The following is a 16,563-nucleotide window of genomic DNA, read 5'->3' as shown; positions in this document are numbered from 1 at the left end:
CTCCCCATCTCCTACTCCCCTGCTCCCCTGCACTTCACGGGGCTATTTCCCCAGAAAAATCCTGACGTTTGGTGAAGCGGAAAGGGCCTAGTAAAGCTCCCCAAATCGCTTTTCCTGTTAGGCGATCGATGCCTTTGTCATAACTTAAAAATGCTTCAGGGGTAGCCTCAAATCCTAAAGAAACTTGGTATGTTTCACTGCGATAAGTGAAGCAACAACGGGCATCTGGGGGCAAAAATGCTTGAAAGTGATAGCCTTGGGTAGTTAAAGAATTTTGACTAACTCTCAGGGTACAACCAGGCAAAAATTCTATTTGCTCTGGTGTTAAGGTTTTCAGTTTTTCTCGCTCGCGTCCAGCACCTTGTACTAATGCAGGGTCTTTAAACATATAATATTGCACCTCAAGCGGGGTGTTCAGGTCAGTTCGTTCCCGCAGGCGAATAATTCGCGGTCGATAAGCTTGCTCTAAATTAACAATATTGGCTTGTTCAGCAAATAAGGTGATGCTATCTTCAGTAAACAAAGGTACAGGTCGCTGCCAAAGTCGTAGGTGAACGTACCAAGCTGGATCTGCGATCGCTTGTGCCTGATTGTCAAACTCACCCGCCATGTAACTAGCCAAAGCAATTAATTCCGCAGAAAATTTCATCTTTAGACCGGGAAATGGTCACAATTCCAAATTTTAACCCATTAGGGAGCAGAGGGGCTCCAGGGGCAGGGGATAAGGAGACAAGGGGACAAGGTGATAGATCAACACTTTCTCCTGAACTCAAAACTCAAAACTTTCCCCTCACCTTCTGCTTGGCAAAGTTACCTTAAAAGAGCTTAACTTAATAGTCAAATTCTTCCTCATTCCTATTCAAACTTGTCTATCTTGGGCTTGGGAAAGTTTTCCCGCTAACTCGATCGGGACAGAAGACTAATTTTCTGCTAATCTAAACAAAGATGCCGACAACCAAGGCTGAAAAAAAAATCTGGTTTGTAAACCACAGTCGATTCAAAACTAGCCAGCCTGTAAAAAGGTCGAACGGGAATCCACGATTCGTTAAATAGGCTGAAAATAGTGGATGAACAATGGCTAAAAGCTTCAGTGTTTTTATCTCTGAGAGGACTAGGGTGGGCTACACCCGAATTTATGCCTGTGGACAAGAAGATGCCGACATCCTTGGATGAAGCAGGAAACAGACTCTCTAGAATCAGTTGGTTCTAGTTAAATGGTCAGGCTTGAATAAGTTTAGCCAAGTTTTGTGTAACAGCAACTGCTTCTAGTTAAATAGTGAGACTTGAATAAGTTTAGCTAAGTTTTGTGTAGCAGACAATAAATTTAATTCCTTCTTAATTGTTTTCCGTGAACAACGTCCGCACTGTTTCAGATACTAAGCGAACTTTCTACTCCCTCCACACTCGTCCTATAAACACGATTTATCGGCGAGTGGTAGAAGAGTTAATGGTGGAAATGCACTTGCTTTCGGTCAATGTTGACTTTAGCTATGACCCTATCTATGCTTTGGGAGTGGTGACTACCTTTGACCGCTTTATGCAAGGTTATCGCCCAGAAGCGGACAAAGAACCGATATTTGCTGCACTTTGTCAAGCGGTGGGAAGTGATGCCCAAACTTATAAGCAGGATGCTGAACGGTTAAAGGCGTTTGTGGCGCAGCGTTCGGCAAAAGAGGTGATTGATAGCTTAAGTCAAGAGTCTTCGTTTGCTAATACAGGGGATTTACAAGGAACGCTGCAAGCGATCGCTAACAACCCAAAATTCAAGTACAGTCGCTTGTTTGCTGTTGGTTTATTTAACTTAATTGAACAAGCAGATCCCGAATTAGCAAAAGATCCCAAACGTCTGATTGAAGCACTCAAACAAATTGCTACTGGGTTACATTTACCAGACGATAAAATCCAAAAAGATCTGGAACTTTACCGTAGTAATTTAGAGAAAATGGCTCAGGCATTAGTAATTATGGAAGATGCCGTCAAAGCTGAACGCAAAAAACGCGAACAACGTAGTAGCGATAAAGGTGTAGTAGTCGCACCTCCTAATGGGCAAAAAGGCTCTGGTGATAGTAATTAATATAATCCCCCGAATTAAATTCGGGGGATTATAGAATTCAAACAGCGACAGCAGGTATAACCTAACTTACATTAATGCCCAATCAGATCCATGTTTTTGTTCAGGTAGATCGCACCACTGCATCAGAAGAAATTGCCAAAACCATGAAATCAATTTCCACAGTGTATATATTCAATACTATTTAAAAACCTGAAAAAACGTCGCTTTTGGGGTTCTAGAATGTGGAGCGATCGCACGTTCTATCATTCTGTTAGTTGAGTTTTGGAAGAAGCTGTTAGCGGTGAGAGTTTCAATGACTCCAAAATCCTTAACACTTAAAGCAAAGCTTGAATATCTTTCGCCAAATCTTCCGGTTTTGTAGTTGGAGGATAGCGTTTAACAACCTTTCCAGTACGATCGACAAGAAATTTAGTGAAGTTCCACTTAATTCCCTCTGTACCGAATAAACCGGGGGCGGCTTTAGTTAAATACTGATATAGCGGATGGGCATTTTTCCCATTCACCTCTATTTTTTGAAAAAGTGGAAAGGAAACTCCAAAACTAGTTTCACAGAAGGACTGAATTTGGTCTGAGTTTCCTGGTTCTTGTTGTCCAAATTGGTTACAGGGAAATCCTAAAACAACTAATCCTTGGTTGGCATATCGATCGTATAACTCTTGTAGTCCTTTATATTGAGGTGTGAAGCCACACTGACTAGCAGTATTAACAATCAGTAAAACTTTATCCTTATAAATATTTAACGAAATTAAATTTCCGTCAATAGTTGTTGCAGAAACGTCATAAATTGATGCTGGTGCTTGTGCTGTCATTGGTTCAAATACTAAAACATTACTTAAAGATCGTACTATGCCTTTTTAATCATTATGCGATCGGCTAACAATCTTATGAACCATACTTTAAACAACTGCTTTTCCAGTCCCTAATAACCAATCCCCAATCCATACAACAACTGGGTCTAAACCGCTGAGATTGATAACAACTAATCAAATATTAGTTAGTCATCTCCCAAAGGTCAGACCCAGCTAATGGATTTTTGATTTTTGATTTAACCCACAGAAGTGGAATCAAATCTTGATTAACGTCTTGGTACTTTGTTCAAGTAATCGATGCTAGAAGCAGGGATATTTTGAGCATAGTAGCGTTTGGTATTGACCTCTGCTGCCATGTCGCTGAACTTCCGAGGATCGCCTTCTGGTAAACGGCGTTGTAGGGACTTGGCACTGTAGTATCTGTCCAAGGTGAAGCGCCAGTCGGTAGTAACTGTACCTGCTTTTTCTTGGAAGTCTTCGCCGTAGCGAGGTGTCACCAAGTTGAAAGGACGACCTTCCTTGCGCTTGCGTTGGTAAGGTACGGTGAAATCACCAAAAGTGTTGGTGTATTCTTCGCTGTCCAGTAAAGCATCAACAAAGCCACTAAAACCTTTGGTAGCAATTACAATTGACCAAGCGATTTCTTCTTCTTTGTTGTAAGGCGAACGACCTAAAAAGCGTTTGAGACAGATTTCTACTAGGCGATAGTTGTTGTTAACTGAAACAACTAAGCGGTAGAATGCCTCAGATTTTGCCAATTCCCGAATCAAGTCACGCACTGTAATTGAACGGTTGGCGAAACGAGTTTCTACGGTGATTTGGCGGTTGAATTTGAGGATTTCGTGTTCGCTGAAAACTTGACGATAAGCAGCCCAAATTAAATCTCTGATTTCAGCAGGAGAAGCGGCATCTTCTACACGATAGATATAGGGTGTATCTTCGTTTAAATCCGCTGTACCAAAGCTTTTAACCCGCTGGTTTTGGGATGATGGTTTGTATGTCAGCAACGGCAGCGCCATGCAATATCTCCTAATTTGGTAAGATTGGCTGTGAATTTGTGATTGCCTCGATTACCTATTTACGGGTGGGGAAAGTTGCCACTGGGTTAATCGATACGCGAGTGCCTTCAGGCTTATTATCCCTTGTTGTGTCAGGAATTTTGATATTAGCAGTGAGAACAGTGGGCGATGGGGGGACTTGGGTGATTTTGATCGATCGCGCCATCTCCAAAAAGTTCCCAACAGCGCCCCATTTGTAACGTGAGTCCTCTTGTTTGTCACGCCAGTAATCAGCGTAGCGAGGTGTTACTAGGTTGAAGGGACGGTCTTTATACCGACGACGTTGATAGGGTACTGTATTATCACCAAAACTATTTTGATATTCTTCACTATCAACAAGTGCGTCAATAAATGCGCCTATGCCTTTGGTAGCAATTGTAATTGACCAGGCAATTTCTTCATCCTTGTTGTATGGAGCACGTCCCAGAATGCGTTTGAGACAGATTTCTACAACGCGATAGTTGGAGTTTGTCTCTACAACTAACCTATAAAATGCCTCAGTTTTTGCCAAACCACGCACAAAATCCCGCACAGTAATCGCTCGATTTTTGACTTGGGATTCTAAAGCGGGTTGACGGAAACGTTTGAGGATTTCATGTTCACTGAAGACTTGCCGATAAGCTGCCCAAATTAAATCTTGGATGTCAGTTTCATCAACACAATCTTCCAGACGATAGATATAAGGTGTATCTTCGTTGGGTACTTCATAACCCGCTACTCGCTGATTTTGCGATGAGGGTTTGTAAGCTAGTAAAGGTATTGACATGAGTCCTTTTTTGTGTTTTGAGTTGTGTGCTGGGGGGAAAATTTTAGATTTGGATTTAATCTAAAATTTAAACCCTAAAATCTAAAATTACTAGACTTTAGGATCAGCAGGGATATAGCTGTAAGGAAGGGAAACTTCCGTGCGACTCACTGATGGTTTAACGGTGCTACCTTTGCGAGTCAATTCAGGAAGTTGAACACTTCTAGCTGTGTTAATTGCGCGGTCGCGATCGCGCTGAAAGTCGATTTGTGGTGTCACAATACCCTTTGCCATTTCCAGAAATGTACTAGGAATAGCAGAACGTACTGAGCGTTTTTCTGGTGTTCCTTGACCGGAGACTTTTACCTCGTAGTAGGTACGACCTTCTATCGCTATTTGCCGATTGCGCCAGTAATCGCTATAACGAGGATTAACTAAGTTAAAAGGTCTTTCGTTGAAGCGACGGCGTTGATAGGGTACGATGTCATCACCGAAGTTTTGCAGATATTCTTCGCTATCAACTATGGCATCAATAAAGCCATGTAATCCCTTGGTAGCAATGATAATTGACCAGGCAATTTGCTCGCCTTTGTTGTAACTTGCGCGTCCTAAGAAGCGTTTGAAACTAATATCAACTAATCGATAATTCGAGTTAGTATCTGCTACTAATTCCCGGTATACTTCTGATTTTCCTAATCCCCGAATAAACTCTCTGACAGAAATCGCCCGATTTCGGAGTAGGGATTCTAAGGATAGTTGACGATGACTTTCTAAAATCAGTTGTTCGCTGAAGATTTGGCGATAGCCAGCCCAGATAATTGCGTCGATCTCGGCATCAGAGATCGCATCACTTAAGCGATAAATGGGGGCATCATCTTCATCAGGAACTTCGTAGCCTTCTACGCGCTGATTTTGTGTGGTAGGTTTAATTTCCAGGGTAGGGATTGGCATTTTAACTAGTTCTCAATTTGCTAGTTGATTAATCATTAAGTCATGCAATTTTGGATTTGCGATTTTTCCAATCTGAAATCTAAAATTGATTGATTGCTAATTGCACCCTAGCGCGAACAGCTGAATCGGTTTCTTTGGTGCCGATTTGTTGAAAAAGATCGAGTATTTTTGCTTGAAAATGCGACTGAGTAGCCAGTGCTTGTAAACCAACGATGGCTGCGTAGCGAATCGACCAATCCGAGTCTTGGGAGACTTTTACAAGAGTGAGAAAAGCCTGTTCTTGGGCGGGTCGAATTTGGCTTTTTTCGAGTCGTTCCCAATGCAAATTCCCCAATCCTTTGCTAGCAGCACGACGGACGCTGGGGGCGAAGTCGTTTTCGGCAGCTGTGAGTAAAACATCTAGGGCGCGGGGTTCTGCGATCGTAGCCAAGGCGCGGATAGCATAAGCTCTAGCACCGTAGTTGTAGCCGTCTAGCAATTCCAACAGTAGGGGTACTGCGGCTTCTCCCATTTGAATCAGTCCTTCCATTGCCGTGACTGCTACTGCTGGGTTGTTATAACCCAAAGCTGCAATCAGTGTAGGAATTCCTGCTTCGTGACGAGCAGCTGCTAGGGAGCGGACTGCTGCGATTAGGCGATCGGGAGAATCTGCCTTTTCTACAGCTTGAATAAGTTGCTGATGATTAGTCATTGCATTGGTCATTGGTCATTGGTCATAAGTAATTCCATAAGTTTAGATAAAACTTCACTTTCTCAAATGACAGATGACAAATGACAGATAACAAACAACTGACTATAACAGCGAATCCATCAAAGTCATAACTCTGATGGCTGCGTCGCTAAGCGAATTGGGTGAATTTGGGTTAATTTGGTGGGTGAGTAAACCTTTCAGGGCTATGAGTTTTAGGCTGTTTTCTGTAGCTGATTGGGCGATTGCATCTGCTGCGGGTAGATAACCAATTGCACCTAAATCAAATAATGCAGCTCGACGCAGCTGAACATTTTTTCCCGATAAAGCTTGCATCAAACTTTCCCCGTAGATTGGTTCTTGGGTCAATTGATACATGGCTCGGTTAGCTGAGTACCGCACCCCCTCTAAGTCATGTTCTAAGAAGGGTTGAATCAATGGAATCGCTTCTTTTGCTCCCAGTTTTCCCAATGCTTCTATTACTGCTTCGTAGGGTTGGGTTAAGTGGGGTCGTCCTGGTACTAGTACCGCAGTCGCTAAACCACCGGATAGCAGCTGCATTAACGCTGGAATACTGGCTGAATCACCGAGCATACCCAACGATTGTGCAGCTGCTTCTCTAACGTAGAAATCTGAGCATTCCAAACAGCTAATTAAGCCCGGTACTGCTCGTCGATCTCCTAGTTTTCCCAAGGCCCTAGCTGCGTTACGCCGCAGGGGATAGCCTCCTAACTCTGTGCGATCGGCTTCATCTTCTAAAGCAACGATCAGAGCTTCAACTGCTGCTGGTTCTCTCACCTGAAACCTTCCCAACCACCATGCCGCATAGTAGCGCAGACTTGTATCTGAGTGGCTTAGGTTGGCGATCGCTTGCTCTACAGTGAGCGCGGGGTAATTGTCGGCTTCGCCATTAGCTTCAGGAGGAAATTCCTGCATGGATTTAATTAATCAAGTTTCCCCAATTATTCTTCAGCTGGTGCAGCTTGAGCTGTTGCAGCTTCTTCAGCACTCAACGGTGTGATGCTGACGATTTTGCCACCCAAACGAGTAATCCGCTGCATTTCTTCGTTCATCCGGCTATATGGCACGGTGACAAAGGTGCTGCCACTACGACGAATTGCGTAGCTATTTTTGTCACTTTGTTCGTTTTGGCGTAAGCCTACAACTTCATAGCGAAACACGCGGCTACCAGAGGGGGTATTCGCAGCGCTACCGATAGCGGTTTGACCGAGCATTTGTTTATACCTCCAATTCCTTTGGTTTTGAGTTTTAGATTAGTAACTGAAAACTCATCACTCTTTTTAAGCTGGGTTGACGCTAATGATTTTTCCGCCAGCGCGAAGAATTTGTTGCATCTTGTTGGACAGGTTTTCGTAGGGTACCAAGAAGGCAGTGCTGCTACGACGCACACCTGGGTATCCTGGTTGACGAATTCCAGCTACTTCGATGCGATAAACGCGACCGCTTTCGCCATAAGAACCACCTAAACAGTTGCGAGGTGCTACATCTTTGGAAGCGCTGTAGTATGACCAACTGCCATCGCTACTCGAAGGTTGGACAATCGTGTTAGCGGCGTTCTTTGCCAAGTCACTGGCGAGACGAGATTTGCTCCCTTCGGCTTGAGAGCGATCGCTGGTTGCATAACCCCGGTACAACTTAAATATCCGGTTAAAACCGACTTGTTTTTGTCCAGGTTGGGTTTCAAAACCCCGATAATAGGGAACTACGTTGTCGCCGAAGTTAGAGATATACTCTTGTGAATCGATGTAGGAATCGATTTCAGCTTCGTATCCTTTGTTGTTCCACAAATCGAGGTGAAAAACTACCTCTGATTCATCATAAGGGGCACGACCCAACAGATGTTTATAGTTGAGTTCAATGACCCTTGTTTGAAAGTTGTTGTAGAAAAACTTGGATTTATATAGCTCTGATTTGGCAAGGATGCGAACAAATTCTCTAACTGTAATATTCCCATCCACCAAGAGCGATTCTGCACTGATTAGACGTTCCGAAGCCATCAAATAGTCGTTACCGAGAACTTGACGATAGATGGCGCGGATCACGTTCTGAACATCTTCTTTGGTCGCTGTGGGACGTAATTCGACTTTAGCTGCATCGCTAAAAGCCGAGGTTCCCAGGCGGGATGCTGCTGCTGTTATCGCCACTTTACTAATTCTCCCAACACAACAAACTGGTTTTTTTCAAATCTGATAATTTTTAGATTTCCGCTGGAAATCTCAAAATCTCCATTTGAAACTAGCCATCAACACTTGTTCAGATACAACAATGCCCGGACAAGTAAGCAACTACCAGTTTCACGACCAGCAACTGCATACCCTTCCGGGCCATTACGATCTATTAGCTTAAAGCTTGGATCGCGTAGTCGATGTAGGTATTAGCTTCGTTAGCAGCTTGACCGCTCAAACCATGATTGGCTTTGATGTACTTGAGAGCTTCTACATACCAGCTAGGAGAAAGCTCGTATGCAGCGTTTACTTCTGCTAAACCAGCAATCAGGAACTCATCCAAAGGACCTGTGCCACCAGCAACCAAAGAGTAGGTGATAATCCGCAAGTAGTAACCAACGTCACGAGCACACTTGCTCTTACCTTCGGGGGTAGAAGCATAGTTACTGCCTTGCATTTGGGTGGTGTAGGGGAACTTGTTGTACACCGCTTGAACTGCACCGTTGATCAGGCTTTGCGCGTTGTTGGTCAGAGCGCGAGCAGCTTCCATGCTGTCAACTGCACGCTCAAAACGACCACGAGCGTTTTGAAGTTCGGTGTTGCCCAGGAAACGGCCTTGGGTATCAGCAGCGCTGATAGCTTCGGTAAGAGGGGTCTTCATGTTTTTGGTATCTCCAACAATGAATAAATTGCAGTTTTTTTTCTAAAGTTAGGCGTGAAAACTTGCCTGTGTTTTTACACTGGTTGCTAATTAAGCAACAGCAGCAGCAGCGCGATCGAAGTAGCTAGCTACTTCAGAGATTAATGCGCTGCAATCACCTTTGGTGATACCATTGGGGTCGTTAGCAATAGCGATCGCAGCATCTTTCATTTTTGCTACGCCTACTGCTACGGAAGAGCCAGGTGTGCCGAGAGCTTGGTAGGTTTCACGAAGACCGTTCAAGCAGCGGTCATCTAATACGCTGGAGTCACCTGCGAGAATTGCATAAGTAACATAGCGTAAGACGATTTCCATGTCGCGCAAGCAAGCAGCCATGCGACGGTTGGTGTAGGCGTTTCCGCCAGGAGCGATCAGCTGAGGTTGCTCTGCGAATAAAGCACGACCTGCGCTAGCAACGATGTCAGAAGCGTTGCTGGTGATGCGGTTTACAACATCCAGGCGCTTGTTGCCGTCACGAACCATGCTGGTTAAAGCATCTAATTGTCCGGCGCTCAGGAATTCGCCTTTAGCATCAGCCTGAGAAACTACCTTGGCGAATGCGTCTAAAGTCATGAACTCAATCTCCTACTTGTATTGTTGTTGAGTGCGGTTTGCAGGTAAATCCCGGAATCTCTGGTTAAGCTAACTCTATTAATGTTGAATTAGCCTAGCAGGGCCGAGAGCGTAGGCCACAAAACACTTATTTTGACCTACTTAACTTATGACTCGTTGCTGATGATTTATCTTCATCTTTGTACAAGCATAAGGCATAAATCTGAGAAAAGTTCACGTTTTTATGAGAAACGAGCAAACTTACTTAACAAGTGTTTTGTGTAACTTTTGCCTTGTCTTCTAGTCCCTACAGGTTATTTTTATACACTGCCTCTTGTGATTTATTTATTACAAATTATTAAATACCTTAGCTAAGTATAGAGAAAGGCTGCAATTCCTTTATTTATCAGGTTTATCCCACCTTTTTTTTCCCATTTTTTTTACATTACTTAACAAAGTATAGTGTTCTTCATTGCTGTGGTTGATTTTTATGTTTTCTTAAACATTGTCTATAACATTTGCCCAGCAAGGATTAGGAAGTTAAAATTTCTAAAAATACTCTCCATAATATATATATTTATGTGAAGAAAACTTTACATAGCTATGTAAACTAAAGGCAAAATTTTTGCCAAATGGCTGAGGTATGGGGGAATTTAGCGGCTGGAAAAGTGAGAAAAAAGCAAAACAAGCACTTAAGTCATCTACCTTTAGATAGATAAAATTGACTAATTTAAAATTCAAATAGCCTTGACGGTAGACCACAACGCCGCCGCAAAACTTCCCAGAGAGTCACAAAAGAATGGGGAGGTGGGGCGGTCACTTGGACTAACTCTCCAGTAACTGGATGTTGGAGGGAGAGTCGCCAAGCGTGTAAAGCTTGTCCGGGTAGGTTAACACCCACGTCCCGCCCGGAACTGTAAACAGGATCACCAACTATGGGATGACCGATGTGGGCGCAGTGAACGCGAATTTGGTGGGTGCGACCTGTTTCTAGCTGAAAGTGCATCAAAGTGTAATTTCCCAGGCGTTCCTTGACCATCCAGTGAGTTACTGAGGGACGACCACCTTTTGCTTCTGAGACGACTGCCATTTTTTTGCGATCGACTGGATGGCGACCGATCGGTTGGTCAACAGTACCGCTTTCAGTTTTGGTAGCGCCATAAACTATGCCTAAATATTCTCGGCGGGCGGTTTTTGCTTTGAGTTGGGCTTGGAGGTGTTGGTATGCTTGGTCAGTTTTGGCGATCGCGATCGCGCCAGTAGTATCCTTGTCCAAGCGATGAACTATTCCCGGACGTTGAACTCCGCCTATTTCCGCTAAGGGACAATGGGCCAACAAAGCGTTAACGAGAGTTCCATCGAAGTGTCCGGCGGCAGGATGGACGACTAAACCAGCAGGTTTGTTAATTATGAGTAAATGGTCATCTTCGTAAAGAATATCCAGAGGAATTGTTTCTGGTTTTAATTGTGAAGTTGTGACTTCAGGAATAGTAATTTGGATGCGATCGCCTGTTTTTACGGTGTGATTTTTGCTAGTACAAACTTCGCCATTAATTTGGACATTTGCTTGTTGAATTAGTTTTTGAATGCGTGATCGAGAAAGGTCTGGTACTTGACTAGCTAACCAAGCATCTAAGCGATCGGTTTGAGTTTTATTGAGAAAATCACTTGTTTCTTGAACTTCTAGTTCGATTTGCGAGTGAGAAATAGTTTTTACCTGAATCCGTCTTTTTTATTTTAGGAAAGAGGACTGGGTATTGGGTACTGGGAAAGTTTTGAGTTGTAGGGGCGGGTGAGAGCAGATAATTTTGTAATCACAACAGAAGGTTTAACAACAAAACCCGCCCTTACTGAGTTTTAAGTTGTCAGGGCGGGTTTTGTCCAAAGATTGTCTGTGAGTGACAACAGGTTATCTGCTCTCACCCGCCCCTACAAAGTTGTCCCCTTGTGTCCTTGTCCCTTCTGCTCCCCTGCTCCTCCAGAACGGCGATAAAAACGCCAGCATTTATAAACTAAGTAACCGGAAATTAGACCGATCGCTAAATATAATAAAATTAAGAAACCAATGTTGGTGAAGCAAGTATTATTAGCTGGTGGTAAATTGGGAACTTGATTTAAGTTTGAAGTAGTAATTTCTTTAATTATAAATGGCGCGGAAGCAGCGGCTATAAAGGTGGAAGTACCAATACTAGTACCGATAAAGATTACTGTGTCTTGAAACTTGGTATTTTGAATTTCTATTTGGCGGTCTTGTTCAGCTTTAAATAGGTCAACAAACGTGCGGATGCTATTAATATATTTTTCTCTTATCTGTAAGTGTGGTACTAATATTCTATAATCTTGTTCCATTTGCCAGAGATAATCAGCGGCAGTAAATTCGCCGAATTCCTCTAGAAATTTGAGTTTAGTTAATCCGCTTTCTTCAGTAGCTTTATCTTTGATAACTGCCAAGTGATTTTGGTAGTTTTGGAGGTTTTGGCGCAAATTTTGCAATTGCACTTTCAAGCTTTCCAGTGCTTTTGTATATTGAGCTAATATCCGCAAATTTGTACAAAGTTCGTGATTGAAGTAATCAAGTTTTTGTTCTATGCTGCTGATTTCCGGTAAGTCAACGATTACTTCATCTATTTGGTTAATTGTGGGAAAAATGCCCTCCTGAATCAGCATTTTTTTAATGTTTATACTACTGCGATAGTTCCAATAAATTTTATGGCGATAATAGAACAACAACATTAATTCATATTGAAAAGTTTCTATTCTTTCTACTATCTTTTTGTGCGGACAAATACAAATTAGTACATTTTCATGTTCTGGAGTATTTGTCCAATTTTCTGGTGATTCCCAGACCTCAAAAACTGTACTTCCTAAAAAGTGATTTCCGGGTCGGAGTTGTGGTTCTGAAGTATTTTTTCTAAATGACTGATACGCTTGTTTAGCAGCTTTTTCTTTGTCTAAATCAGTGGCGGAGTTTAAATACCCTAAAATCAACCATGTTTTGCCTATAGTACCTTTAGCTTCTAGTTTTTTCTGAAATTCATAAAAGTAATCATAATTTTGGGGATTTTCTTTGTCTTTAGTAGCACAACAGACTAATAAACTATCTGTATCTCCCAATGTGTAGCGGCGATAGAAACCTGTTACGCCTTCGAGATCTTCGACGGTAAAGGGGTAGTTTCTTTCCGGGTCGTAATCTAGTTCTTGGTCAAGATTGAGACGATAACGCAAGGTTTCCCAGGATTGTTGCTGGGATGTTGGTTTAATGTCGTCCTGTATTTGTTTCAGGCTGTAGACAAATAGGAATAGATGTGGGTAATAGATTGACAAGGGCTGCACAAAAATGTTGTCCAATCATCTACACTATAATTTTTTTTTCTTTACGCCAACACCCTGAAGATAAAAGGATTATTTTCTTGGGGATTACGGGGGGTGCGGCTTCTGGTTGCACCACTAAATTTTCTCTGTTCATACAGATTAACACAAATCGTGGAGGTAAGTTTAGAGGATGTTTTAAAAGTTGCTTGTGATGTATCAAAAAGTTGTAGATCCCCCTAAATCCCCCTTAAAAAGGGGGACTTTGAGCCTGATTCCCCCCTTGTTAAGGGGGGTAAGGGGGGATCTGCAAGTGCTGAAAATTACGATTATTGACTTTTAAAACATTCTCTTAGGTTTTTTCTCTTTGTCTGTAATTGAAAGTTTAAGTTTTGCAACTAAAGCGTGTTTTTTTTGTTAACCTTCATCTTTGACTTCTACTAAAATTACTCTAGAAGAAATAAAGATATCTAAACCCATACAGGTAACACCGCATAAAACTAAAAACATTCCGCTTAAGAATAAATAAATGGGTATACCTTGAATCAGGTGATGAGAAATTGGGAAGTTGATGGCGATCGCAAATGAGGTTAACACAAAACACATTACAGCTAAAATATGGCATAAAATGGCGTTTCGCACGTACCAGGTTGCGCGTAATAAAGCATTTAGCTGGGTGTTGATGTGGGATAAGCGGGTGCGATCGAATTCTGTCAACTTTCCCTGTTCAGCTAGTTGTCGATGATGATGTCTTTTTTCATCGTTGAGTAATCTAATTCTGGTTAAAAGTGCCACATATCGGGAACTTAATCCTAAAAAAAATAAGGCACTGGAGGAAATCATCACTGCTGGAGCCAAGATAGTTTGAATTACTTGAGTTGAGGTAATTCCACTAACATCCATAGTTTAATTATATAGATGGGCGGGCTACTGACAGTATACTATGTAGGTTGACAACTGAGCCAATTACGGCGATCGCAGGGGCGCTAAATTGAGTTTTTTCTACTTGTTCAACGATGGTTTCTAGGGTGCCAATTAGTTCTTCTTGTTCTGGTCTAGTACCCCAACGAACTAAAGCTATTGGTGTATTTGGTGCTAATCCAGCTGTTAGTAATTTTGGCACAATTTGGGCTAAATTATGCACGCCCATGTAAATTACAATTGTTTCTGAACCTTGAGCGATCGCAGACCAATTTATTTCTGGACGATATTTTCCGGTACTTTCATGACCAGTAACAAAGGTAACGGAAGAACTATAATTTCGATGCGTTAAAGGAATTCCGGCGTAAGCTGGTGCGGCAATTCCTGATGTTATGCCCGGAATTACTTCTACTGAAACTCCAGCATTAATTAAATCTTCCATTTCTTCGCCGCCACGACCAAACACAAAAGGATCGCCACCTTTGAGGCGCACAACTATTGCTTGAGTTTGGGCTTTTTCGATTAATAATTTAGTCGTTTCTTCTTGTAATAATGAGTGTCTACCCATTCTTTTTCCCGCATCAATTTTTTCGGCTTGCGGGTTGATCATTGCCAAAATTTGCGGACTTACGAGTGCGTCATAAATTACGACATCGGCACATTGTAAAAGTGCTTTTCCTTTAAGTGTCATTAAACCAGGATCTCCTGGCCCTGCACCGACTAAATATACTTTTCCCAAATATTTTACTCTTTCTTGTGTAATTCCCAATGCTGTTTGATTCATTTTCTCGTTAAATCCAAGATTAATTCAGCTAATTCAGGATTTGCTCCCAAGGGTTTTGCTAGATGAAATTTTACGGCAGGATACTCTTGTTTAATTTGTTTTACAGATTGCGCGATCGCATCAGTAATTCCCCCAGCAAACAGGAAATAAGGCAAAATGCCAATGCGTCTTTTCCCTTTAATTAGTAAACTTTTTGCCTGAGATTCCCAGCTAGGTTCTAAAGACCAATAAGCTGCTAATGCTCCTAATTGATTTGCTAATGCTTCTACTGGATAATTAGCACCTTGACGGCGGCTACCATGAGATAACAAAATCCAAGCATCGGCGTTAAACCCATGCAAATTAGAAGTTAATACCTGACTAATTTGGGGATGAAATCCTAAGTAAGGTCGCACTTCTATTGTTAAGTCTGAACCAAAATTCTTCCTTGCTTTTGTTACTTCGGCGGGGATATCTTCCATTACATGAATTCCCGGTAGCAGAAATAATGGCAATATTTGAATATGCTTGAAACCAGCGGAAGAAGCATATTTACCAAACTGTTGAATTTGTTCATGCAATGGCAAAGGGGCTAATTCTAAACAAGCTGTACCAACTAAGGGTTCTCTAACTGTCACCAGGTTAACAGATGAGTTTGTTAATAGTTCGGTATTTGTTAGATCCTGAGTTTTGGCGAGCATTTCTACTCGTAGTTTTTGGCAAAGCAATTGAGCTAATTGCTCTGCCCCAGCTTGGGGACGAGGGTCACGGCTTCCGTGAGTGACAAGTAAGTAAGCAGATAGCAAGGGCGAAATCCTAAAGGGAAGCGTTGGCTCAGATATCTTTTTTTATAAATATCGTGGAGTTTCCGATCTTTCTGTATAAACTGTTTCTAATTTAAGTTTTTGGCATTTTGGTCTAGATTTAGCGATCGCATATTTCTATCATTATATTATACATATTTTTTTGGTAAATAAAAGCAGAATGCAGTAATTTGAGCAAAAAGCAGAAGTTTCGCCATTAATTTTTGCCAAACTTCTGCTTTTTGATTATTCAAGATTCTTCTTACTTTCTGCGGTTAGGATTGCTTTTCTGACAATGGGTTAGCAATATATCGGAAATTAGGCTGAGAATTCCAAGGCCCACGCTCATCCTTGCCGTTTTGGGATAAATTGTAGTAAATATCTACAGTTTCATCGGGCTGAATATTACCAAAGAAAGGATCTGTTAGCTTACCTAAAGATTGCAGACCTTCCATAAACATTTTGGTATGAGAAATCTCGCGAGTTAGCAAGTGTACCAAAGTGTTTTTAGTGCCTTCATCAGGTGCTAATTTAATCAATTCTTCGTAAGTTTGACGAGCACCAGCTTCCGCAGCAATGTTTGCTCGTAAGTCGCGCACAACATCGCCTCCTTCATTAATATAAGCCGCAGTCCAAGAAACTCCTTGACTATCTAAAAAGTGAGGCCCCATACCGCGCACGGCAAACAAAGTGCTTTTATAAGCTTCTGTTTGATCGACATTTTTTGTGTGCGCTTCGATTAATTTACCCACCATTTCTAGGTGGCCAAATTCTTCAATGGCGATATCTTGTAACATATCGCGAATCCCCGCATTTTCACAGTGAAAAGACTGAACCCAGTATTGTAAAGCGGCGGTTAATTCTCCGGTTGCTCCGCCAAATTGCTCTAAAAGTAATTGAGCAAACCGAGGATGTGCTTCTCGAATATTCACTGTATGAATTGTTTCTTTTTTATGAAAGAACATGAGCTTATTCCTCTCTTTAAATAGCTAATAATGCCGATT

18 protein-coding genes are annotated in these 16,563 nt (G+C 42.1%); 1 reads left to right on the top strand and 17 read right to left on the bottom strand.

Annotated elements, in window-relative coordinates; all coding sequences use genetic code 11:
* Window positions 1-34: 34 nt before the first annotated feature.
* Window positions 35-649, bottom strand: a complete 615-nt coding sequence (locus IQ264_RS19505) for a chromophore lyase CpcT/CpeT (RefSeq protein ID WP_193982471.1) — start codon at window positions 647-649, stop codon at window positions 35-37.
* Window positions 650-1,348: 699 nt separating this feature from the next.
* On the opposite strand from IQ264_RS19505, the gene psb29 reads away from it, so the two are divergent.
* Window positions 1,349-2,074 carry a photosystem II biogenesis protein Psp29 gene (gene psb29 / locus IQ264_RS19500; RefSeq protein WP_193982470.1) on the top strand — a complete coding sequence of 242 codons (726 nt, stop codon included), beginning with the start codon at window positions 1,349-1,351 and terminating at the stop codon, window positions 2,072-2,074.
* Window positions 2,075-2,388: 314 nt separating this feature from the next.
* Here the strand turns inward: psb29 and IQ264_RS19495 are convergent, their stop codons facing one another.
* The 16 genes from IQ264_RS19495 to IQ264_RS19420 form a co-directional block, all read right to left on the bottom strand.
* Window positions 2,389-2,883 carry a glutathione peroxidase gene (locus IQ264_RS19495; RefSeq protein ID WP_193982469.1) on the bottom strand — a complete coding sequence of 165 codons (495 nt, stop codon included), beginning with the start codon at window positions 2,881-2,883 and terminating at the stop codon, window positions 2,389-2,391.
* A gap of 266 nt (window positions 2,884-3,149) precedes the next feature.
* Window positions 3,150-3,902, bottom strand: a complete 753-nt coding sequence (locus IQ264_RS19490; protein ID WP_193982468.1) for a phycobilisome rod-core linker polypeptide — start codon at window positions 3,900-3,902, stop codon at window positions 3,150-3,152.
* 55 nt (window positions 3,903-3,957) lie between these two features.
* On the bottom strand, window positions 3,958-4,707 hold the full coding sequence (locus IQ264_RS19485; RefSeq protein ID WP_193982467.1) for a phycobilisome rod-core linker polypeptide: 750 nt from the start codon (window positions 4,705-4,707) through the stop codon (window positions 3,958-3,960).
* Between the two features lie 90 nt (window positions 4,708-4,797).
* Window positions 4,798-5,637: a phycobilisome rod-core linker polypeptide gene (locus tag IQ264_RS19480; protein WP_193982466.1), complete on the bottom strand. Its 840-nt coding sequence runs from the start codon at window positions 5,635-5,637 to the stop codon at window positions 4,798-4,800.
* Between the two features lie 79 nt (window positions 5,638-5,716).
* Complete coding sequence (locus IQ264_RS19475; RefSeq protein ID WP_228061657.1) at window positions 5,717-6,340, bottom strand: HEAT repeat domain-containing protein; 624 nt, start codon at window positions 6,338-6,340, stop codon at window positions 5,717-5,719.
* 90 nt (window positions 6,341-6,430) lie between these two features.
* Window positions 6,431-7,261 carry a HEAT repeat domain-containing protein gene (locus IQ264_RS19470; RefSeq protein ID WP_193982465.1) on the bottom strand — a complete coding sequence of 277 codons (831 nt, stop codon included), beginning with the start codon at window positions 7,259-7,261 and terminating at the stop codon, window positions 6,431-6,433.
* A 26-nt stretch (window positions 7,262-7,287) separates the two neighbouring features.
* On the bottom strand, window positions 7,288-7,560 hold the full coding sequence (locus IQ264_RS19465) for a phycobilisome linker polypeptide (protein ID WP_193982464.1): 273 nt from the start codon (window positions 7,558-7,560) through the stop codon (window positions 7,288-7,290).
* Window positions 7,561-7,626: 66 nt separating this feature from the next.
* The gene (locus IQ264_RS19460) at window positions 7,627-8,490 is read right to left on the bottom strand and encodes a phycobilisome rod-core linker polypeptide (RefSeq protein ID WP_193982463.1); all 864 of its coding nucleotides are present in this window, start codon (window positions 8,488-8,490) and stop codon (window positions 7,627-7,629) included.
* A 193-nt stretch (window positions 8,491-8,683) separates the two neighbouring features.
* Window positions 8,684-9,172: a phycocyanin subunit alpha gene (gene cpcA, locus IQ264_RS19455; protein ID WP_193982462.1), complete on the bottom strand. Its 489-nt coding sequence runs from the start codon at window positions 9,170-9,172 to the stop codon at window positions 8,684-8,686.
* A gap of 90 nt (window positions 9,173-9,262) precedes the next feature.
* On the bottom strand, window positions 9,263-9,784 hold the full coding sequence (locus IQ264_RS19450; protein WP_193982461.1) for a phycocyanin subunit beta: 522 nt from the start codon (window positions 9,782-9,784) through the stop codon (window positions 9,263-9,265).
* 709 nt (window positions 9,785-10,493) lie between these two features.
* A complete protein-coding gene (locus tag IQ264_RS19445; RefSeq protein ID WP_322744753.1) occupies window positions 10,494-11,456 on the bottom strand; it encodes an RluA family pseudouridine synthase in 963 nt (320 codons plus the stop codon).
* A gap of 236 nt (window positions 11,457-11,692) precedes the next feature.
* Window positions 11,693-13,087 (bottom strand): hypothetical protein, encoded by a 1,395-nt coding sequence (locus IQ264_RS19440; protein WP_193982460.1) that lies wholly within the window; start codon window positions 13,085-13,087, stop codon window positions 11,693-11,695.
* Between the two features lie 402 nt (window positions 13,088-13,489).
* Complete coding sequence (locus tag IQ264_RS19435; RefSeq protein WP_193982459.1) at window positions 13,490-13,975, bottom strand: DUF2721 domain-containing protein; 486 nt, start codon at window positions 13,973-13,975, stop codon at window positions 13,490-13,492.
* Window positions 13,976-13,982: 7 nt separating this feature from the next.
* Complete coding sequence (cobA, locus tag IQ264_RS19430) at window positions 13,983-14,777, bottom strand: uroporphyrinogen-III C-methyltransferase (RefSeq protein WP_193982458.1); 795 nt, start codon at window positions 14,775-14,777, stop codon at window positions 13,983-13,985.
* A complete protein-coding gene (locus IQ264_RS19425; protein WP_193982457.1) occupies window positions 14,774-15,562 on the bottom strand; it encodes a sirohydrochlorin chelatase in 789 nt (262 codons plus the stop codon). Before IQ264_RS19425 ends, cobA begins: the two co-directional genes overlap by 4 nt.
* A gap of 272 nt (window positions 15,563-15,834) precedes the next feature.
* Window positions 15,835-16,524: a manganese catalase family protein gene (locus tag IQ264_RS19420; protein WP_193982456.1), complete on the bottom strand. Its 690-nt coding sequence runs from the start codon at window positions 16,522-16,524 to the stop codon at window positions 15,835-15,837.
* Window positions 16,525-16,563 lie beyond the last annotated feature (39 nt).

This window comes from [Phormidium] sp. LEGE 05292, assembly GCF_015207735.1.
Taxonomy (GTDB): domain Bacteria; phylum Cyanobacteriota; class Cyanobacteriia; order Cyanobacteriales; family Aerosakkonemataceae; genus Floridanema.
This window is presented reverse-complemented; position numbering and strand designations above follow the sequence as displayed.